This window comes from Streptomyces sp. SM11 (genome assembly GCF_002910905.1).
Classification (GTDB): Bacteria; Actinomycetota; Actinomycetes; order Streptomycetales; family Streptomycetaceae; genus Streptomyces.
This window is the reverse complement of the sequence record NZ_NEUE01000297.1, coordinates 2,124-19,525: the sequence shown is the minus strand read 5'-3', so window position 1 is coordinate 19,525 and position 17,402 is coordinate 2,124. Positions and strand designations below refer to the sequence as shown.

The 17,402-nt window shown below is 72.2% G+C and carries 11 protein-coding genes and 5 pseudogenes; 9 read left to right on the top strand and 7 right to left on the bottom strand.

Annotation, left to right across the window (positions count from 1 at the left end; genetic code table 11):
- Both B9S58_RS33165 and B9S58_RS33160 read right to left on the bottom strand, forming a co-directional pair.
- Positions 1–545 (bottom strand): annotated as a pseudogene (locus tag B9S58_RS33165) (FUSC family protein); the annotation flags it as partial.
- Between the two features lie 119 nt (positions 546–664).
- A complete protein-coding gene (locus B9S58_RS33160) occupies positions 665–1,474 on the bottom strand; it encodes a phospholipid scramblase-related protein (RefSeq protein WP_103535603.1) in 810 nt (269 codons plus the stop codon).
- Between the two features lie 91 nt (positions 1,475–1,565).
- Between B9S58_RS33160 and B9S58_RS33155 the strand changes: the two genes are divergently transcribed.
- The 4 genes from B9S58_RS33155 to B9S58_RS33140 all read left to right on the top strand — a co-directional run bounded on the left by B9S58_RS33155 (position 1,566) and on the right by B9S58_RS33140 (position 4,833).
- Positions 1,566–1,997 (top strand): hypothetical protein, encoded by a 432-nt coding sequence (locus B9S58_RS33155; protein ID WP_103535602.1) that lies wholly within the window; start codon positions 1,566–1,568, stop codon positions 1,995–1,997.
- Positions 1,998–2,137: 140 nt separating this feature from the next.
- The gene (locus B9S58_RS33150) at positions 2,138–2,788 is read left to right on the top strand and encodes a DUF3105 domain-containing protein (RefSeq protein ID WP_103535601.1); all 651 of its coding nucleotides are present in this window, start codon (positions 2,138–2,140) and stop codon (positions 2,786–2,788) included.
- A gap of 32 nt (positions 2,789–2,820) precedes the next feature.
- Positions 2,821–3,444 (top strand): DUF305 domain-containing protein, encoded by a 624-nt coding sequence (locus B9S58_RS33145; protein ID WP_258045182.1) that lies wholly within the window; start codon positions 2,821–2,823, stop codon positions 3,442–3,444.
- A gap of 141 nt (positions 3,445–3,585) precedes the next feature.
- Positions 3,586–4,833, top strand: a complete 1,248-nt coding sequence (locus B9S58_RS33140; RefSeq protein WP_103535599.1) for an ROK family protein — start codon at positions 3,586–3,588, stop codon at positions 4,831–4,833.
- 114 nt (positions 4,834–4,947) lie between these two features.
- On the opposite strand, the gene xylA is transcribed toward B9S58_RS33140, so the two are convergent.
- The gene (gene xylA, locus B9S58_RS33135) at positions 4,948–6,114 is read right to left on the bottom strand and encodes a xylose isomerase (RefSeq protein ID WP_103535598.1); all 1,167 of its coding nucleotides are present in this window, start codon (positions 6,112–6,114) and stop codon (positions 4,948–4,950) included.
- A 233-nt stretch (positions 6,115–6,347) separates the two neighbouring features.
- Between xylA and xylB the strand changes: the two genes are divergently transcribed.
- From xylB to B9S58_RS33105, 5 genes and pseudogenes are all read left to right on the top strand, one after another.
- A complete protein-coding gene (gene xylB, locus B9S58_RS33130) occupies positions 6,348–7,829 on the top strand; it encodes a xylulokinase (RefSeq protein WP_103535597.1) in 1,482 nt (493 codons plus the stop codon).
- 232 nt (positions 7,830–8,061) lie between these two features.
- Entirely contained in the window at positions 8,062–9,342 is a 1,281-nt protein-coding gene (locus B9S58_RS33125) for a VWA domain-containing protein (RefSeq protein WP_103535596.1), read from the top strand.
- The gene (locus tag B9S58_RS33120; protein WP_103535595.1) at positions 9,342–10,190 is read left to right on the top strand and encodes a hypothetical protein; all 849 of its coding nucleotides are present in this window, start codon (positions 9,342–9,344) and stop codon (positions 10,188–10,190) included. The genes B9S58_RS33125 and B9S58_RS33120 overlap by 1 nt, the downstream gene beginning before the upstream one ends.
- A 407-nt stretch (positions 10,191–10,597) precedes the next feature.
- A pseudogene (locus B9S58_RS33115) lies at positions 10,598–10,990 on the top strand (hypothetical protein).
- Positions 10,991–11,427: 437 nt separating this feature from the next.
- Entirely contained in the window at positions 11,428–12,795 is a 1,368-nt protein-coding gene (locus tag B9S58_RS33105) for a cytochrome P450 (RefSeq protein WP_103535594.1), read from the top strand.
- Positions 12,796–12,862: 67 nt separating this feature from the next.
- Here the strand turns inward: B9S58_RS33105 and B9S58_RS33100 are convergent.
- From B9S58_RS33100 to B9S58_RS33085, 4 genes and pseudogenes are all read right to left on the bottom strand, one after another.
- Positions 12,863–13,836: pseudogene (locus B9S58_RS33100) on the bottom strand (ABC transporter substrate-binding protein).
- A 1-nt stretch (position 13,837) separates the two neighbouring features.
- A pseudogene (locus tag B9S58_RS33095) lies at positions 13,838–15,633 on the bottom strand (ABC transporter permease subunit).
- Positions 15,633–15,902 (bottom strand): annotated as a pseudogene (locus B9S58_RS33090) (glycine/betaine ABC transporter ATP-binding protein); the annotation flags it as partial. The pseudogenes B9S58_RS33095 and B9S58_RS33090, both read right to left, overlap by 1 nt.
- Positions 15,865–17,402 (bottom strand): GMC family oxidoreductase (locus B9S58_RS33085; protein ID WP_103535593.1); only part of this gene is annotated, 1,538 nt, incomplete at its 5' end. The gene B9S58_RS33085 and the pseudogene B9S58_RS33090, both read right to left, overlap by 38 nt.

Genomic DNA, 17,402 nt, shown 5'->3' with positions numbered 1-17,402 from the left:
TCACGGCGGACCAGGGCGGGCGCGACGGCGACCAGCCAGGCGAACGCGCCCGCGCCGAGCGTCAGGGCGAGGTGGCCGGGGATCGGCTCCGGGCGCTGCGGGGTGAAGAGGGCGGCGGAGCTGACGAAGGTGAAAACCACATGGGCGGGCGGCCCGATCCGGGTGGCGTCGCACAGCACCTTCTGGGCGGCGGCGAGCAGCGCGCCGACGGCGATGAGCACGGCGGTCGATCCGGTGAGGGAGGCGGTGACCAGGGAGACGGCAAGGCCGGCGGTCATGCCGAGCACCACGCCCGCGACGGCCCGCGCCCGCCGGGCGTACGGCAGGCCGTGGCCGTACAGCGCGCAGAGCGATCCGGCCATCGTGTACATCACGAGGTCCGGCCGGCCGATGGCCAACAGCGTCAGATGGGGTACGGCGGAGGCGACGACCACGCTGAGGGCAGGTTTGAACCAGGTGTCCGAGGGCCGCGAGAGCCGGAGGGCCGGGGTCAGCGGGAGGGCCCGGACGGAGGGGCGCCGAGGCCATATGGATGTATCACTCACCCATATACGTTAACAGGTATTACACCTGTAAAATACTCTGCGCGCGCAGCACGACAGGACGCCGCCGCCCGGTTCCGGGCGGCGGCGTCCTGAGGGATCGGGCGCGAACGGCTGGCAGGTCAGCCGAGACCCCGGGCGTCCTGCTTGAGGGCGGTGTCCACCGTCAGCGCCGTGGCGACGACCAGACTGAGCAGCGGCTCGGGCAGGCGCTGGTGGATCTGGAGCACGTAGTTGTCGGCCGTCGTGAACATCGTCTTCGCGAGGCCTTCCCAGGTCTTGGTGATCCGCGCGATCTCGGTGCCGTTGTGGTCGACGATGGCGAAGTTCCAGGCGCGCCAGTTCTCCGCCCTGATCGCGCCGACCTGCACACCGCCGGCTGTCATTGCGAAATTGATCTTGCCGATGGCGTTCTGTTGGATGATCTCGCCGACGGGCTGCCCGTCGGGGCGCTGGACGATGACGCGCGACTTGATGAACTTCGCGGGGCGGGTCAGCAGCAGTTGCGGCCGGCCGTGCGCGTCGCGGATCTCCAGGCGGTGCGTCAGGTACTGGTCGATGCCGGAGACGAACCGGAGCACCTTGCGCAGCGCGCTCTGGCCGACCTGGACGACCGAGCCGACGGTCGCGCCGTGCTGGTCGAACACCCGGTACTCGTTCGTGACCTCGATCAGCTTGGCCTTCTGGTTCACCACCAGGACCGGCTGGTCGAAGAGCGAACCGGCGGACACGGCCTGCTGGGCGGGGACCCCGGCAGCGGCCGGAGCCTGCTGGGCAGGGGCCCCGACAGTTCCCGGGGCCTGCTGGGCGGCGGCGCCGGCGGGGGGCTGCTGCCCCTCGGCCGGGTGCGTGTGCTCGGTCCACCGGGCCCCGTCCCAGTAGCGCAGCAGCTGAGGTGCGCCATGAGGGTCAGGGAACCAGCCCGGAGCTATGCTCGACTACGTGGTCACTCAGGCACACTATCCTGCGGACAGCTCGACCCATATTCTTTGAATCTTCATGCACCCACTACGATGACGGGCGATGACCAGGGTGAGCACGCGGACCGACCGGCAGCGGTGCCGCTCCCGCGCGCCCTTCGCCCTGGGCTGGGTGTTCTTCCTGCTGGCCATGCTCTTCTGCTGCTCGGTCACCACCTCGTCCGCCGCCGTGCCGGTCATGGCGGGCCCCGCGGAGGCGACCGCCGTCCGCGCGTTCACCCCGACGCCCGACGCGGCCTTCGAGCCGGTCGTCCTGGCCGCGCCGGCGGACCGCGGGATCGGGTCGTCGTGCCACGGCGGCTCGACGCACACGGTGGCCGTCGTGCTTCCGGCGTCGTCCGCCCCCGTGGCCGTCCCCGCCTCCGTGGCCTTCGTCCCCGCCTCCCCGCTCACCGGTGCGGCGGCCACCCGGGGTCCCGCACACGACGGTGTGCGTTCCGTCGATCAACTGCTCCTACAGGTCCAACGGATCTAGAGGCCGGATCCGCTCTCCCGTCGCGCCCTGGCGCCGGTTCACCGGGAGCGGCTTTCCGTGTGCCCCGCATCCCTTACCCCTGTGTCCCTTCCCCCTTCATGCATCGCCCGTATGCATCGGTTGAACGACGAGGACTTCCCATGGCTTCCCCCAAGAACCAGAACACCCCGGCCTCGGCGCGCCGCGCCAAGCTCGAAGAGGCGCGCCGCAAGGAGCGCGCCCGCGAGCGGCGGGTCCGCATCATCACCATCAGCGCGTCGGTGGCCGTCGTCGCCGCCCTGGTCGCCGGAGGCGGCTATCTGATGGCGCAGGCCAACGAGAAGGACAAGAAGGACGAGCAGGCCAAGACCTCGCCGGTCACCGGCGAGCGCAGCTGGGACAAGCTGACGCAGGAGCACGTGGCGACCAAGGTCGACTACCCGATGAACCCGCCCGTCGGCGGCGACCACGACCAGGTCTGGATGAACTGCAACGCGGACGTGTACACCGACGAGATACCGAAGGAGAACGCCGTGCACTCGCTGGAGCACGGCGCGGTCTGGGTCACGTACAACGACGAGGCCTCGGACGCGGACATCGAGGCGCTCACGAAGAAGGTCAAGTCGACTCCGTACTCCCTGATGAGCCCGGTCAAGGACCAGAAGGACCCACTGATGCTCAGCGCGTGGGGCAAGCAGGTCACCGTCAAGAGCGCGGAGGACGACCGCGTCGGACAGTTCTTCACCAAGTACGTGCAGGGCCCGCAGACCCCTGAGCCGGGGGCCGCCTGCACCGGCGGGCTGGACAAGTGACCGCCCTGGCGACTTCCGGCTCCACCCGTCGGATGATCCTCGCGGGAGTCTCCGTGCTGCTCGTGGCGCTCGGGCTGGTGGCTCTGATGGTCGTACGCTCCTCCTCGGCCTCCCCGTCCGGGGCGTCCTCGGCGGCGCGGTCCGCTCCCGCGGAGGACTCCGTGGACGCGGGCTTCGCCCGGGACATGGCGATCCACCATCAGCAGGCGGTCGAGATGTCGTTCATCGTGCGGGACCGCACCGACGACGAGGACCTGCGGCGGCTCGCGTACGACATCATCAACACCCAGGCCAACCAGCGCGGCATGATGCTGGGTTGGCTGGAGATCTGGGGGCTGCCGAAGAGCGCGGCCGGGCCGCCGATGGAGTGGATGGGGCACACCCTCACCCCGACCGACGACGGTTCGCTGATGCCGGGCATGGCCACCGACGCGGAGCTGGCGGCCCTCACGGCCGCGAAGGGCGAGAAGGCCGAGGTGCTGTTCCTGCGGCTGATGACCGTGCACCACCGCGCGGGTGCGGACATGGCGCAGGCCGCCGCAGGTACGGCGAAGACGGATGCCATCCGGAACCTGGCGGCGGGCATGGTCCGCGGCCAGCAGTCGGAGATCGGCCTGATGGCGGACATGCTGACGGCCCGGGGCGTCAAGCCCTGAGCGGAGCCCGAGGGGGTGGGGTTGGTTCCGGCCGGACGGCCGGAACCAACCCCACCCCCGGTACCGCCCCTCTCGCTTCCGCGGTACGGCCCTTCCCGCACCCCCGCCGGGGGCCCCTCATCACATAGGCTCGGCGACGATATGAAGAGCATCCTCACTCCGCTGGGGCCCAAGGCCGACAAGGACACCGTGCGACGGCACAATCTGAGCCTGGTACTGCGCGCCGTGCGGGACGAGGGCGAGCGCGGCGAGGCGACCCGTGCCGGGGTGGCCGCCCGGATCGGGCTGACCCGGGCCGCGGTGTCCTCGCTCGTCGAGCAGCTGATGGACAGCGGGTTCCTCACCGAGTCGGGCAAGACGTTCAGCGGTCACGCGGGCCGCCCCGGCACCGCGCTCAAGGTGGCCCGCACCGGTCCGGCCGGGCTCGGCGTGGAGATCAACATCGATTACGTGTCGGTGTGCGTGGTGGATCTGGCGGGCACCGGCCGGGTCCGGCAGACCGAACACCTCGACAACCGGGGCGCGTCCGCCGGGGAGACCCTGGCGCGGGCGGCCCGGATCGCCGCGCGGACCCTGGAGTCGGCGTACGAGCAGGAGCTGCGTCCGGTGGGCGCGGCGCTGGCGCTGCCGGGTCTCGTCTCCGGCGGCTCGGTGCGGCAGGCCCCCAACCTCGGCTGGAACGAGGTCCCGGCGCAGGAACTGTTCGCCGACACCCTCGCCGCCCTGCGCCCCGGCCACCCCGTCCTGCCGGTCGCCTCGGAGAACGAGGCCAATCTCGCGGCGCTGGCCGAGCTGTGGTTCGGCGGGCTCGACGAGGTGCGCACTTTCCTCTATCTGACCGGCGAGATCGGGGTCGGCGGCGCGCTCGTCCTCAACGGCGAACTGCTGCGCGGTGCGCACGGGTTCGCCGGGGAGATCGGCCATGTGGTGGTGGATCCGGCGGGGCCGGAGTGCCGGTGCGGGTCGCGGGGGTGCCTGGAGCAGTACGCCGGACAGGCGGCGCTGCTGCGGGCGGCCGGGATCGAGGGGCTCGGCGGCGCCTGTGGGGTGCTGGAGCTGGAGCGGCGCGCGGGGGCCGGGGACCCGCGTGCGGTGGCCGCGGTCGGTGAGGCGGGCCGGATGCTGGGCCGGGTGCTGTCGGGGGCGGTGAACCTGATCGACCCGGACGCGGTGGTCCTCGGCGGGATCTACCGGGGCCTGATGCCGTGGCTGGCGCCGCTCGCCGACGAGGAGCTGACCGGCCGCGTGGTGTCGGGGCTCTGGTCCCCGGGCAGCGGCCGGCTCCGGGCGTCGTCGGTGGCGGGCGACGCGGCGCGGGGCGCGGCGGCGCTCGTGGTGCAGGACGTGCTGGACGATCCGGTGGCGTACGCGGAGCCGTCCGGCGGGTGAGCCGGGACCGTCCGGCCCCGGCTCACCCGGTACGTCAGCGGCAGCGCCTCACCCCGTGCCTCTGGCGGCGCCGGTTCACCCCGTGCGTCAGCGGCGCCGGGCTCATCACTTTCGTCAGCGCACGGCGAGCAGGTGGTCCATGGCGAGCTGGTCCAGCGCCTCGAAGGCCATGCCTCGTGCGGCGGCGGTGTCCACGTCGAAGTCCTCGTACGCGCTGCGGTCGGCGAGAAGGCTCGCCAGGCCGTCGCCGGCGGTGGGACGCGCCAGTTCGTCCAGGCGGGACGCGCGCAGGGCCGCCCGCACCTCGGGGTCGGCGCGGAACGCGGCGACCCGCTCCTTGAGGATGAGGTAGTTGCGCATGCAGCCCGCGGCCGAGGCCCAGACTCCGTCGTAGTCCTCGGTGCGCGGGGGCTTGAAGTCGAAGTGGCGGGGTCCTTCGTAGCCGCTCTCCAGCAGGTCGACGAGCCAGAAGGCCTGGCGCAGGTCGCCCGCGCCGAAGCGTAGGTCCTGGTCGTACTTGATGCCGGACTGGCCGTTGAGGTCGATGTGGAAGAGTTTGTCCGCCCACATGGCCTGGGCGATGCCGTGCGGGAAGTTGAGCCCGGCCATCTGCTCGTGCCCGGTCTCCGGGTTGACGCCGACCAGCTCGGGGCGCTCCAGGCGCTCGATGAAGGCCAGGGCGTGGCCGATGGTGGGCAGCAGGATGTCGCCACGCGGCTCGTTCGGCTTGGGTTCGATGGCGAAGCGGAGGTCGTACCCCTGCTCGGTGACGTACTCGCCCAGCAGGTCGAAGGCCTCCTTCATCCGGTGGAGAGCCAGGCGGACGTCCTTCGCTCCGCCGGACTCGGCCCCCTCGCGGCCGCCCCACGCCACGAAGGTGCTCGCGCCCAGCTCGACGGCGAGGTCGATGTTGCGCAGGGTCTTGCGGAGTGCGTAGCGGCGCACGCCACGGTCGTTGGCGGTGAACCCGCCGTCCTTGAAGACGGGATGGGTGAAGAGGTTCGTCGTCACCATGGGCACGACGAGCCCGCTGCTGTCGACCGCCTGCCGGAAGCGCTTGACGACCCTTTCGCGCTCCGTCTCCGGCGCCCCGAAGGGGATCAGGTCGTCGTCGTGGAAGGTCACGCCCCAGGCGCCCAGCTCCGCGAGCCGCCGCACCGACTCGACGGGGTCGATGGCCGCGCGGGTCGCGTCGCCGAAAGGGTCCCGGCCCTGCCAGCCCACGGTCCACAGGCCGAAACTGAACTTGTCCTCGGGGGTGGGGGTGAAGCGTTCCGTCATCGTCGTCCGACCGCCTTCGCCTGCCGTCGGGACGCCCGGCCGCAAACCCGGCACCCCTATTTGTTCAGTGTCATGACTAATCAAGCACACCGCACCCCGGGCACGGAACACCCCTGCCGCACGGAACACCTCCGACCCCCTGTCCAGGGGGCCGCACATCCCGTAATTTGTTTGTGCCGCAGCCGAATGACCGGCACCCGTGACCAGCACCCGCAGCGCGAAAGAGGCTTCTCATGCCGTCACCCGCCGTCGTCATCGGCGTGGACAGTTCGACCCAGTCCACCAAGGCCGCCTTCATCGACGCCGTGACCGGTGAGCAGCTCGCCGTGGGGCGCGCCCCGCACGTGGTCACCGGCGAGGCCGGGGCCCGGACGAGCGATCCGGAGATCTGGTGGCGGGCCCTGTGCGAGGCGGTCGCCGCCGGACTCAAGGGATCCGGCCTCCCCGCCCGCGCGGTCACCGGCATCGCCGTCGCCGGACAGCAGCACGGGCTCGTCGTGCTGGACGGGGCGGGCCGACCGCTGCGGCCCGCGCTGCTGTGGAACGACACCCGCTCCGCACCGCAGGCCGCCGCCCTCACCGCGGCGCTCGGCGGGCCCGGGGCCTGGACGGCGCGGACCGGCTCCGTGCCGGTGGCGTCCATCACCGCCTCCAAGTGGCAGTGGCTGCGCGAGAACGAACCCGCGAGCACGGCGAACGCGGCAGCGGTCCGGCTCCCCCACGACTTCCTGACCGAACGCCTCGCGGGCGTCGCCGCCACCGACCCGGGAGACGCCTCCGGCAGCGGCTGGTACTCCACCGCCACCGGCGCCTACGACCCCGTCCTGCTGGAGCTCCTCGGACTCGACACGGCCCTGCTCCCGGAGGTCGCGCCCACCGGAGCGGCCCGGATCGGCTCACTCACCGGCGCGGCGGCGCGCGCACTCGGGCTACCCGCGGGCATCGCGGTGGCAGCCGGCACCGGCGACAACATGAGCGCCGCCGTGGGCCTCGGGCTGGGCGGCGACGGCCTGCTGGACCACCCGGCCCTCAGCCTCGGCACCTCCGGCACGGTGTTCGCCGCCTCCCGCACCCGGCCCGCGTCCACCGCGCTGAACGGCTTCGCCGCCGCCGACGGTACGTACCTCCCGCTGGCCTGCACCCTCAACTGCACGCTCGCCGTGGACAAGGTGGCCGCCCTGCTCGGCCTGGACCGCGAGGACGCCGCACCCGGCGGCGAGGCGGTGGTGCTCCCGTACCTCGACGGCGAACGGACCCCCGACCTGCCGACCGCGTCCGGGCTGCTGACCGGGCTGCGCCACGACACGACCCGGCAGCAACTGCTGGGCGCCGCCTACGAGGGCGCGGCCGTCACCGTACTGCGGGCCCTGGACGAACTGCTGTCGGCCTGCGGCCTCGATCCCGCCGCACCCGGGATCGCAAGCCGCCCGCTGCGCCTGATCGGCGGCGGGGCGCGGGGGCGGATGTGGGTGGAGACGGTGCGCCGGCTCTCGGGCCGCCCGCTCGTCATCCCGGGCAGCAAGGAGCTGGTCGCCCTCGGCGCGGCGGCGCTCGCCGCGTCGGCGGCGGGCGGCGGCGACCCGGTGGCGCTGGCGACGGTCTGGCAGAGGTCGGGGACGGATCGTCAGCTGCCCCCGGTGGAACGTGACGTGGAGACCTGGGGGCGGGTCACCTCGGTCCTGGAGCGCGCGTCCGGTCCCCTGCTCGGCGGCTGAACCCCCGGCTCCGACGGACGAGCGAAGCCCAGGCCGAGTCTTCCGTCAACTCGGTCCGGTGCTCGACGGGGACGGCGCCCGGCCACCCCCGGTCCACCAGGAACAACGGGGAATCCATCCCCACGGCGGCAGCACAGGATTCTCCGCGCCGGTCGGCCCCCTCCTCACCCGTGATCCCACGCCACGAGGGCCCCGGTTGGGAATACGAACTGATCTTCCATAGGATCCGGCGATGATCACAAGAAAACGGCTGACGACCGGGGTGGGCATAACGCTCGCCACCCTGGCCGCCGGGCTCGGCACCGCGATTCCCGCCGCCGCCGACGAAGCCCCCGCCACCCCCTCCCCCAAGGTCGAGCTGGTGCTCGACGTCAGCGGCTCGATGCGGACCCGCGACATCGACGGCCAGTCCCGGATGGCCGCCGCCAAGCAGGCGTTCAACGATGTCCTGGACGCGGTGCCCGAACAGGTGCGGCTCGGCATCCGGACGCTCGGCGCGGACTATCCGGGCGACGACCGCAAAGTCGGCTGCAAGGACACCCGGCAGCTCTACCCGGTCGGCCCGCTCGACCGTACGGAAGCGAAGACCGCGGTCGCCACCCTCGCCCCGACCGGGTTCACCCCGATCGGCCCGGCCCTGCTCGGCGCGGCCGACGACCTGGAGGGCGGGGACGGTTCGCGGCGGATCGTGCTCATCACGGACGGCGAGGACACCTGCGGGCCGCTCGACCCGTGCGAGGTCGCGCGGGAGATCGCCGCGCGCGGCACCCACCTGGTCGTGGACACGCTGGGTCTGGTGCCCAACGCCAAGATCCGCCAGCAGCTGACCTGTATCGCGGAGGCCACCGGCGGCACGTACACCGCCGTCCAGCACAAGGACGAACTGTCCGACCGGGTCAAGCAGTTGGTGGACCGCGCCGCCGAGCCCGCGGTCACTCCGGTGGCGATCGAGGGTGCCGGGAGCTGTTCCGCCGCTCCCAAGCTGGAGCCCGGCCTCTACACGGACCGCGAGAAGATCGGCGAACACCGCTGGTACCGCGTCGACGTGCTGCCCGGTCAGGAGCTGCGCGCCTCGGCGAGCGTGGCCGCCGACCGTGCCGTGGACGACGACTACGGGGTACTGCTGCGGGCGGTGACCGTGCACGGACGGGAGATCGTCCGGGGTTCCGAGGCCGGAACCGGCCGCACCGACGTGATCTCGTCCGGACTGCGCTATCCGAAACCCGAGGTGGAGGACGGCGACGACGGCGACGGCAAACCCGCCGCCGAGACCGTATGTCTCCAGCTCGCCCACTCCTTCTCCGCGCCCGCCTCGGTGAAGAAGTCGCCCGGCCTGCCGGTCGAACTGACCGTGGACGTGGTGGACGGCCCGGACGACGCCGCCGACGTGGCGGCCTTCGGACTCGGCCGCGGCTGGTGGCTGCTCGGCGTGCTCGTCCTGACCGGACTGGTCGCGGGCCTGCTGACCGGCTGGATCTCGCGCTGGCGCGTCGCCGTATGGAGGACCAACTGATGGCCAGGACCCCTCGCCGCACCCGCGGCGTACGACACGCACTCACCGGAGCCCTGCTCGCCGGGCTGACCCTGCTCACCTCGGCGGGCCCGGCCGTGGCGGACGACCCGTCGGCGAGCGCGAGCGCCACGGAGGACACCGCGGGACCCACCGAGGCTGGCACCGCATTCCGTACGGCGACCGCACTCCGGCAGGGGCAGACGGGCACCGCCCAGGCCTCGGCGGGCGACTACCTGTACTGGGTGGTCCCGGCCGACGCCGGCCAGCGGCCCACCGTCGAGGCGACGGTGAAGCTGCCCGAAAGCGCCGCCCGGCGCGGCGCCTCCACCTGGCAGGTCGATGTGTACGACGGGCTGCGCCGCCGCCAGGCCTGTATGTACGGGCACCAGACCAGGAAGGCGGCGGCCGACGCGGCCACCGTCGAGCTGTCCTGCGTGCTGCGGCCCGTGCGGTCCTGGTCCGAGCCGTGGGCGAACGACCCGCTGCCCGGCAGCTACTACATCCGTCTCACCGTGGTGGATCTGCCCGCCGCCGACCTCGGACTGCCGGTCGGCGTCGAGGTGAAGGCGACCATGAAGGAGCAGGGCGGGGCCCATGACGTGGACGGCGCGCTCTCCGAGCCGCTGGTGCCGGGCGTCTCGGTCTCCTCGGCGGACGAAGGGGACGCTTCGGCGGCGCCCCGGACGCTGCCCGCCGGTGAGCCGGAGGACGGCTGGGCCTCGGGCTGGTGGACCGACCGCTGGCTGTGGACCGTGGGCGGCGGTGTGCTCGCCGCGCTGGCCGCCGTGTTCGGCTACTCGCTGACGCGGGGCCGGGGCCGGCCGGCCGGGACGCCGCAGGGCGTCTGACGGTCCCACCGGCCACTCCCCCGAGTGGCGCTTCCCGGACCTCGAAGGTCCTTTCGCCCGACAGGGGCGGGGTCTTCGAGGTCGGGGAGGCACGGCCGGTGTGACAGTTCTTCGTGGACAACCCGCGGGTCGCGGTGTCCGCCGTGACCACACTCGGCGCGCTGCCCGACGGGGCGCTCCGGCCCGGTCCGGGCTCGGCACTGCCGGGGTCCTGTCCGTCGGCCTGTTCGCCGGGGCGCTGGACCAGGACATAGCCATGGCCCATGGCTCCCCTGCTCGACCGAAGCCGAGAGCTCGGGGAAAGCGCCTTGGCGACCGACGACAACGCCGCGATGCGCTGTGCCCGGGCACGCGAGTCGGCATGATCGGCAGGATGCCCCTGCCCGGCCGCGGCGGAGGGGAACGGGATGAGCGGGACGACGACGTACGTACGGTTCCAGAGCACCGAGCGCAACCAGCGGGGCATCTTCACCGGGATCTTCGGACTGGCCAACGGACTGGCCCGGGAGGGCCGCCTGACCGCGGAGCAGCACCGCTTCTGGCGGGCGGCGAACGACTGGTACGACGCCGCGTACACCGACCCCTCGCGCGTCGATCCGGCGGTGTACGACCCCGGGGTGAACCCGGGGGCGGTCGCCTGGTTCAAGACGTCGGCGACACATCTGCTGGACCGGGCTCCCGGCTAGCTCGCGCTGCTGGCCGCGCACGGGGTGCCGTGCGAGCGGCTGGAGTCCGTAGATCCCGGCAGGATCGTGTACGAGGACGAGCACCAGGTCGTCGTGGTGCCCCGGGCCGGCTAGGGGGTGTCGTCGAACTGCCGTCGTCGCCCGAAGAGCAGCGGCCGGTCGGCGCGGCGCCCCGACGGGCACCAAGCCCACCCAGGACGGCGGCGCCAGGGACGAGTCCGGAGCGACAAGGACCGCTGGGCGCGCGGGAGTTCCGCATGCGGCATCCGGTACGGCCGCCAGTTCCTGCCACAGCGTGCGGGCGCGGGACACCAGCGGATCGATCGGCATGGCGGGATCCTCGCACGCCGGCGGAACTCTCCCCGCAACTCCTGTTCGAATCCGGAGGTCCCTGCGACTACGCTCGACAACTCGCGTACTCCGTAGGGCTGATGACGGCTTCCGGCCACACCCCGCCGATTCCTCTGGCGGAGTGCCGCCCCCATCCTCTTCGATGGGGCCAGAACGGTTGCGCGCCGGCAGTGGCGCGCCCCAGGGAGCGGAGTTCCTCGATGTCCACGCAGACCGGCCCGGCGCTCGACACCCAGCCTCGCGACCATGCGTTCACCCCGGGCCCCAAGGGGCTGCCGTTCCTGGGCAATCTTCCGCAGTTCGCGAAGAACCCCCTCGCCTTCTTCGAACTCCTGCGCAGCCACGGGGACATGGTGCGCTGGCAGTTCGGCCGCAACCGGTGCGTCTTCCTCGCCGACCCCGAGTGCATAGGCGAGTTGCTCACCGAGACGGAACACACTTTCGACCAGCCGAAGCTCGGAATCGCGTTCCGTACGGTGCTGGGCAACGGGATGATCGTGGCGCGGGGCCGGGACTGGCGGCGCAGACGATCGCTGGTGCAGCCCTCGGTGCGACCCAAGCAGGTCACGTCGTACGCGGCCACGATGGCGGACTGCACGGTGGAACTGGCGGACAGCTGGTCGGACGGTGAACAGGTCGACGTCAAGCGGGAGATGGCCGCGCTGACGCAGAAGATCGCGGTGCGCACCATCTTCGGTGTGGATACCCCGGCGGACTCCGAGACGATGGGACGGGCGATGGACGTCGCCCAGATGGAGATCGGCAAGGAGTTCGCCGGGATCGGCGCGCTGCTGCCCGACTGGGTGCCGACGCCCGGCCGCGCGCGCATCAAGAAGGCCGCGGCGGTCATCGACGCCGAGGTGGGGAGGGTCGTCGCCCGGCACCGCGACGGCGAGAGCGAACGCCCCGACCTGCTCAGCCGGTTGCTCACCGCCGTCGACGAGAGCGGGACGCACCTCAGCGACGAGGAGATCCGCGACGAGGCGGTCACGCTGTACATCGGCGGCCACGAGACGACGAGTACGACGCTGGTGTGGGCGTGGTACCTGCTTGCCCGCAACCCCCGGGTCCGCGACGCGCTCGCCGATGAGCTGGACCAGGTGCTCGGCGACCGGGAGCCCGGCTTCGAGGACTACGCCCGGCTGACGTACGCCCAGGCGGTGGTGAAGGAGACTCTGCGGCTGTACCCGGCCGTCTGGCTGATCACCGGGGTCGCGAAGGAAGGCGCGTCGATCGGGGGTCTGCCGGTCGAGGAGGGCACCCGGGTGTGGACGAGCCAGTGGTCCACGCACCGCGACGCACGCTGGTTCCCCGAGCCGGAGGAGTTCCGGCCCGAGCGCTGGGACGCTACGAGCGGCGACGAGATCGCGGAGTACGCGTGGTTCCCGTTCGGCGGCGGGCCCAGGGTCTGCATCGGTACGCGCTTCGCGATGGTGGAGTCCGTCCTCCTGCTGGCCGTGCTGGCCCGCCGCTTCACCCTGGACGTCGAACCGGGCGAGATCGCGCCCGTGACGGGCCTGACGCTCCAGCCGGACCGGGACATCCTGGCTACGGTCCGGGCCCGGTAGCGGGACGGGCGGAAAAACAGCGGGTGCCCGGCTCCCTCAAGGAGCCGGGCACCCGGACCTCAGGACCTCAGTCCTGCGGAAGCCACTTCTTCCACGCGTCCGGGTGGCGCTCGATCCAGCGCTCCGCCGCCTCCTGGGGCGTGAGCTTCTGCTGGGCGATCATCTCGGAGACCTCGTTCTGGTCCTTCTCCGACCACTGGAACTTCTTCAGGAACGCGGACGCCTCGCCACCGCGCTCGGCGAAGTCGGCGTTGAGGAACTTCTGCAGGGGCGTCGTCGGGTACGCACAGTCGATGTCCGCCGGGTCCTTGGCCGCGCAGGCGTCCGTGTACTCGGGGAGCTTCACCTCGACCATCGGCACCTCCTTGAACAGCCACTGCGGCTGGTACCAGTAGCTGAGGAAGGGCTTCTCCTGCTTGGCGAACTGCTGGATCTGGGTGATCTGGGCCGCCTCGGAGCCGGCGAAGACCACTTTGTAGTCCAGGTCCAGGTTGTTCACCAGCGCCACGTCGTCGGTGACGTAGGACGGCGAGCCGTCCATCAGCTGGCCCTTGCCGCCGCTCTCGGCGGTCCTCAGCTCCTTCGCGTACTTGTTGAGGTTCTTCCAGTCGGTGACGTCGGCGTTCTTGTCGGCCCAGTACTTCGGGACGTACCACCCGATGTGGCCGGTGACCCCGAGGTCACCGCCCCAAACGATCGTCCTCTTCTCGTCGACGTACAGCTTCTCCTGGTCCGGGTGGCCCCAGTCCTCCAGGATCGCGTCGACCCGGCCCTGGCTGAGGGCGTCCCAGCCGGGTACCTCGTCGGTCTGGACCAGGTCGACGCGGTAGCCGAGCTTCTCCTTGAGGAGCTGCTCCGCCACGGCGACGTTCGCCTGGGCGCGCCCCAGGACTGGACGGAGAGCGTGACCGTCCTGACCCCGGCGGGGGCCGCGAAGGGCGAGGCCTGCTTGGTCATGTCGGCGGCGCCGCAGCCGGCCGTGGCGAGCAGGGCCCCGGCCGAGGCGAGCGCCACGAGCAGGCGGGTGCGGGTGCGGTTCATCTCAGCTCTCCTGTCGCTGGCGGCGGGTGGTGGGCTGGGTGACCCGGTCGAGCATCAGGCCGAGGCAGACGATGGCCGCACCGGCGACGAGGCCGGTGGCCAGGTCGCCCTGGGCGAGACCGAGGACGACCTCGTAACCGAGTGCGCCCGATCCGACGAGTCCGCCGATGATGACGACGGCGAGGACCAGGACGACCGCCTGGTTGACGGCGAGCAGCGGAGAGTGCCTGGCCAGGGAGATCTGGACCTGGCGCAGTTGCTGGCCGGGGGCGCGCCCAGCGAGCGGGCGCACTCCATCGCAGCCGGGTCGACGCCGCGCAGGCCCTGGGTGGTGATGCGGATGACGGCGGGCAGCGCGTAGATGACCGCGGCGGCGGGGGCGCGGCCGACGCCGAAGAGGGCGACGACGGGGATCAGGTAGACGAACTGCGGCATGGTCTGGAGACGTCCAGGACCGGTCGCAGGAATCGTTCCAGGCGCTCGCTGCGCGCGGCCCCGATGGCGATGCCGAAGCCGAGGACCAGGGTGACGGCGACGGCGGCGGGCACCTGGCTCAGGGTGTCCATCGAGGGCTTCCACACCCCGAGGACACCGATCGCCGCCATGGCGAGCACCGCGGTGGTCGCGGTGCGCCAGGTGCCGATGGCCGGCGCGAGGGCGGCGACGACCAGCAGCACCGCCCACCAGGGCAGTGCGGTGAGCCCGCTCCGCAGCGGGTTGAGGACACCGCTGGTGAAGTGGGACGCGAGGTCGGCGGTACCGCCGACGACGGGCACCCCGGTGTAGAGGTGGTCGACCATCCAGTCCTTGGCGGTGTTGACCGGTCCGGCGATCGCCACGGTCACGTCCTCGGGCCAGACCCGGCCGTCGGCGGCCCGTCCGACGACAGAGACGGCAGCGGTGACCACGGCGGCCAGGGTCCAGCCGCGCCGGCCGCGCAGCAGGGCCGGGCCGGTGGGCTCGGCGCCGATGCGGTGACCGGCCGCCTCCGTCGTACGGTCCAGGACGACGGCCAGCAGCACGATCGGGATGCCCGCGGCGAGGGCGGCACCGACGTCCACGGCGGACAGCGCCTGGTAGACGCGGTCACCGAGGCCGCCCGCGCCGATCACGGACGCGATGACGGCCATCGACAGCGCCATCATGATGGTCTGGTTCAGACCGAGGAGCAGTTCCTTGCGGGCCAGCGGCAGCCGGGCGCTCGGCAGCCGCTGCCGTCCGGTCGCGCCGAGCGAGGTCACGGCTTCCATGACGCCGCGGTCCGCGCCGCGCAGACCGAGCGCGGGTGAGCCGCGCCATCGGCGGAGGCGAGGACCGCGACGACCATCAGCGCGAGCGTCTGCATGGTCGGCACCCGCATGCCGAGCAGGCCGCAGACCAGGAACGAGACGGCCGCGGTGAGGGCGAGGCGGAGGCCCGCGACGCGCCAGGCGACGGCGGCGGCGGCGAACACGGTGACACCGGCCCGGCCGAGGGCCAGGAGGACCAGGTAGACACCGCGTACGGAGAGCACGACGGCGTTGCTGATGTGGCCGAAGAAGTAGAGGAACAGCGAGTGGCTGTCGCGGTTGGAGACGATCCAGTCCGTCACGTCGCCCAGCGGCGCGGAGAGGTCGGCGGTGAGCGCGTCGGGCCGGATGCCCCGCCCCAGCGGCCGTGCACGACGGGGACGACGACGGCGAGGAGCGCGAGCAGCAGGAGCTTCGCCGCGGCCGGGCGGTCGCGCAGGGCGGCCAGCGGCCCCCGGCACGCTCCCGTCGGCACGGGGCGGGCCGGGGTGGCCTGTGCGGTGGCCATCAGCGGGTCACCTCGCGGGAGCCGTCCGGTGCGTCCGGTGCGTCCGGCGCTTCCGAGGCGGCGGACGTGTCCGGGGCGGCGGGCGCGGCGCCGGGTCCGGTCGTCCCGGCGACGACGTCGAGCAGGCACGCGTGGTCGACGACGCCGACGAGCCGGCCGCCGTCCATCACCCGGGCGGCCGGGGCACCGGATTCGAGGCGGGCTCGGTGACCTTGAGGGTCTCGGTTCCGGTCATCGGACATCGCCTCCGGTGCTGGTGCTGGTGGCCGGCGCGGTGTCACGCGCCTGGTCCGCGAGGAGTTCGGCGCACTTCTCGCCGACCATGAGAACGCCGATCATCGGGTTGACGGCGGGCATGGTCGGGAAGACGGAGGCGTCGGCGATCCGGATGCCTTCCAGGCCCCGGACGCGCAACTGCGGGTCCACGACGGCCGCCCGGTCGTCGGGCGCACCCATCCTGCACGTACCGGCCGGGTGGTAGACGGTGTGGGCGACCTTGCGGGCGTACTCGCTGATGTCCTCGTCCGAGGTGACCTCGGGCCCGGGGCAGACTTCGCGCTTGAGCCAGTGGGCGAGCGGTTCGGTGCGCGCGATCTCCCGGGCGAGCTTGATGCCGTCGACCAGGGTGCGGCCGTCATGGTCGTCCTCGTCGGTGAAGTAGCGGAAGTCCAGGGCCGGCTTGACCTCGGGGTCGGCGCTCGTGAGGTAGAGGCGGCCCCGGCTGCGCGGCTTGGGGATGTTCGGGGTCATCGACACCCCGTGCTCGGGCTTCTCGTAGCCGAGCCGCTCCGGGTTGTCGGTGAACGGGATCTGGTAGAAGTGGAACATCAGGTCCGGACCCCGGGATTCGGGGTCGCGGCGGACGAAGAGTCCCGCGTCGGAGTCCATCGCGGAGTTCTCCGGGATGGGCCCGTCGGTCTCCCAGACGATGACGGACTCGGGGTGGTCGAGCAGGTTCTCGCCGACGCCCGGCAGATCGTGGCGTACGTCGATGCCCAGCGCGGCCAGGTCCTCGCGCGGCCCGATTCCGGAGTGCATCAGCAGCCGGGGCGTGTCCACCGCGCCCGCGCAGACGATGACTTCGCGGGCGGCGCGCAGCAGGATCTCCTCGCCGTCCTTCGTCCGCACGTGTACGCCGGTGGCGCGGTTGCCGTCGAACTCCAGGCGGTACGCCCACGTCTCCAGCATGATCCGCAGGTTGGGCCGGTCACCGGCCTCGATGTGCGGGTGGAGGTAGGCGACCGAGGCGGAGGAGCGCTTGTTGTTCTCGGGGTGGTAGGCGAGGTCGAAGAACCCGACGCCCTCGTGGAACGGCTTGCTGTTGAAGCTGTCCACGCGGGGGACTCCGGCCGCCTCCTGGGCGGCGTCGACGAAGTCGCGGGCGATGGCGTTGCGGTCCTTCTCGTCGACCGGGACGATGTTGTTGCGCAGTTTGGCGAAGTACGGGTCCATCGCGGCCGCGTCCCAGCCCTCGGCGCCCGCCTCGGCCCACTCGTCCCAGTCGCCGGGCAGCGGCTTGAAGCTGATGAGAGTGTTGTGCGAGGAGCAGCCGCCGAGGACCCGGGCGCGGCTGTGCCGGATGTGGGAGTTGCCGCGCGGCTGCTCGGTGGTGGGGTAGTCGTAGTCGAGGTCGCCGCCGAGGAGGCCGAGCCAGCGGCGCAGGGTGAGCACGTCGTCGCGGTCGATGTCGGTGGGGCCGCCCTCGATGACCGTGACGGTGACGTCCGGGTCCTCGGTGAGCCGGGAGGCGATGACCGAGCCGGCGGTGC

Bases quoted from the DNA above. Each gene is read 5' to 3' on its own strand.
- B9S58_RS33155 (WP_103535602.1), top strand. From the start codon at position 1,566: ATGACCAGGGTGAGCACGCGGACCGACCGGCAGCGGTGCCGCTCCCGC.
- xylA (WP_103535598.1), bottom strand. From the start codon at position 6,114: ATGACGGAACGCTTCACCCCCACCCCCGAGGACAAGTTCAGTTTCGGC.
- xylB (WP_103535597.1), top strand. From the start codon at position 6,348: ATGCCGTCACCCGCCGTCGTCATCGGCGTGGACAGTTCGACCCAGTCC.
- B9S58_RS33120 (WP_103535595.1), top strand. From the start codon at position 9,342: ATGGCCAGGACCCCTCGCCGCACCCGCGGCGTACGACACGCACTCACC.
- B9S58_RS33105 (WP_103535594.1), top strand. From the start codon at position 11,428: ATGTCCACGCAGACCGGCCCGGCGCTCGACACCCAGCCTCGCGACCAT.
- B9S58_RS33150 (WP_103535601.1), top strand. From the start codon at position 2,138: ATGGCTTCCCCCAAGAACCAGAACACCCCGGCCTCGGCGCGCCGCGCC.
- B9S58_RS33125 (WP_103535596.1), top strand. From the start codon at position 8,062: ATGATCACAAGAAAACGGCTGACGACCGGGGTGGGCATAACGCTCGCC.
- B9S58_RS33140 (WP_103535599.1), top strand. From the start codon at position 3,586: ATGAAGAGCATCCTCACTCCGCTGGGGCCCAAGGCCGACAAGGACACC.
- B9S58_RS33145 (WP_258045182.1), top strand. From the start codon at position 2,821: ATGATCCTCGCGGGAGTCTCCGTGCTGCTCGTGGCGCTCGGGCTGGTG.